This is a genomic window from Sutterella parvirubra YIT 11816 (genome assembly GCF_000250875.1).
GTDB lineage: Bacteria > Pseudomonadota > Gammaproteobacteria > Burkholderiales > Burkholderiaceae_F > Sutterella > Sutterella parvirubra.
In genome coordinates this window covers 1-2,288 of sequence record NZ_JH604924.1, presented here as the reverse complement: position 1 = coordinate 2,288, position 2,288 = coordinate 1, and the positions used below count along the sequence as shown (strand labels likewise).

Here is a 2,288-nt window from a genome sequence, read left to right as displayed (position 1 = left end):
GACGCATCCGGCATCCCGAAACCGGTAGGGGCCGGTCCCGGGAAAGAGCGCCCTGCCGGAGTTGGTCCTCACGGTCCGTCCGGTCATTGCGCGCGGTTCGGGCAAGTCTATGACGGTCTTAGGCAAAACGCACGAGGCGGAAAACCCGAGGACGCTTCGCGGCTCGCTGAAGGAGCGGCTCCGCGGCGTGCGTTCCTTTGCCGTTGATGCTTCACGCGAAGAGATTGATTTCGCTGCGCTTGCCGCAGAATGGAAAGCCCGCCTCCGGCGGTGCCGGAGACGGGCCCATTCGTGCGTTTTTAGTGCGTTTTCCGTGCGTTTCGAAGCGTTTTGGGAAGACCGGTCGGGAAACACCTCCCCCGCCCCGGCCCCGGTCCGTCGACGCCGCAATCCTCAGTTCCTCAGTTCCTCAACTGCGGATCCTCCACCCCCTCGCCAGGAGCACCGCCGCGCCCATGAGCGTCACCGCCGCCGTCACGGCCGCGACGGCCAGACTCGTCAAGGGTTCCACCGCTCCCGCCCCGAAGAACCCGTAGCGGAAGCCGTCGACGAGGTAGAAGAAGGGGTTCAACCTCGTCGCCCCCTGCCAGAAGCCGGGCAAGGCTTCGACCGAGTAGAAGACCCCGGAGAGGAACGTGAGCGGCATCACGACGAAGTTCATCACCGCGCCCATCTGGTCGTACTTCTCGGCCCAGAGCGCCGTGATGAGACCCAAGGACGCCATGATCACCGCCCCGCACACGCCGAACGCCAAAAGGAGCACGGGGTGCGCGGGCGTCGGCGCCGCCCAGTAGGCGCAGGCGAGATAGAGCCCGAGACCCGCCAAAGCGGAGCGCAGACAGCTCGCCGCCACGTACGCGGCCGCCACCTGCGCGCCCGGGATCTGCGGCATGAGGACGAAGACGAGGTTCCCCGAGATCTTCGATTGGATCAGCGACGACGCGGTGTTGGAGAACGCGTTCTGGAGCACCGTCATCATGATGAGGCCCGGGATGATGAAGGCCGTGTAGGAGACGCCTTCGTAGACCGGGAGGTGCTTCGAGAGCGCCTCACCGAAGACCACCAGATAGAGGAAGCCGGTCAGCACCGGCGCGATCACCGTGTGCATCCAAACCTTCATGAAGCGGACGACCTCCTTCCGGAAGAGCGTGAGGAAGGGCGTCCAGGCCGAAGAACGGACGTCGGCAAAAGCGTCGACAACGGCGTCCGCTTTGGCTTCGGCATGGCCGTCCGTTTTGATCGAAAGGGTCGGGCCGGTCGTCATGCCGCCTCCGCGGAAGTGGTGATGTTGAGGAAGACGTCTTCGAGGTCCGCTTCGCGCACCGTCAGGTTTTCAAGCCGCACGCCCGCCGCGGTGAGCTCGGCGAGCTTTGCCGACAAATCCGCGGCGTCGCCCACCCGGACCGTCACTTCGGGGCCGTGCCGGCGGATGACGTGGGGAAGAAGCGCGGGCGGGAGGTCACCGCCCGTGATGCGGGCCTTGAGGACGCGGCCTTCGAAGCGCGAGAGCAGATCTTCGGTGCGCTCCAGGGCGGCCAACTCGCCCTTGTTCATGATCGCGATGCGGCCGCACATCGCCTGCGCCTCCTGGAGGTAGTGGGTCGTGAGGATGACGGTCGCGCCCGCGGCGTGAAGTTCGCCGATGAAGCTCCAGAGCGATTCGCGAAGCTCCACGTCGACCCCGGCGGTGGGTTCGTCGAGCACGATGATCCGCGGCCGGTGAACGAGCGCCTGCGCGACGAGGACGCGCCGCTTCATCCCGCCCGAGAGCGCGTTCATGCGGCGGTCGGCCTTGTCCGACAACCCCAGGCGCTCCAGGATCTCGCCGATCCAGCGGTCGTTCCCGGAGAGACCCCAGTACCCCGACTGAAACCGGAGCGTTTCGCGGACCGTGAGGAAGGGGTCGAAGGTGATTTCCTGCGGGACGATCCCGAGCCGCCGGGCCGCTGCGCGCTTGTTCTTATGGAGGTCGAGCCCGCACACAGACAAACGCCCGACCGACGCCGTCGCGAGCCCGCCAAGGATCGAGATCAACGTCGTCTTCCCGGCGCCGTTCGGGCCGAGGAGTCCGAAGAACTCGCCCTCTTCGACCGTGAAGGAGACGCCCTTCAAGGCTTCGGTGCCGTTCGGGTAGGTTTTGCGCAGGCCCTCGACCACGAGGGCGGGCGGGGAAAGTTGGGCGTGGGGCGCTCGGGCGTGTTGCATGGTTTCTGAGGGTTGAGTGGGCATTGGGTTTCTGGAAATGGGGGTTGGGTTCGAGGGTTAAACTGGTCGTACGGAGAGTTTCC

The 2,288-nt window shown here is 65.9% G+C and carries 2 protein-coding genes; both read right to left on the bottom strand.

The annotated features are described in order from the left end of the window. Positions 1-409 precede the first annotated feature (409 nt). A complete protein-coding gene (locus tag HMPREF9440_RS03400; protein WP_008541530.1) occupies positions 410-1,264 on the bottom strand; it encodes an ABC transporter permease in 855 nt (284 codons plus the stop codon). Next, entirely contained in the window at positions 1,261-2,205 is a 945-nt protein-coding gene (locus tag HMPREF9440_RS03395) for an ABC transporter ATP-binding protein (protein ID WP_008541528.1), read from the bottom strand. The genes HMPREF9440_RS03400 and HMPREF9440_RS03395 overlap by 4 nt, the downstream gene beginning before the upstream one ends. Between the last annotated feature and the right edge of the window lie 83 nt (positions 2,206-2,288).

Bases quoted from the DNA above. Each gene is read 5' to 3' on its own strand.
- HMPREF9440_RS03395 (WP_008541528.1), bottom strand. From the start codon at position 2,205: ATGCAACACGCCCGAGCGCCCCACGCCCAACTTTCCCCGCCCGCCCTC.
- HMPREF9440_RS03400 (WP_008541530.1), bottom strand. From the start codon at position 1,264: ATGACGACCGGCCCGACCCTTTCGATCAAAACGGACGGCCATGCCGAA.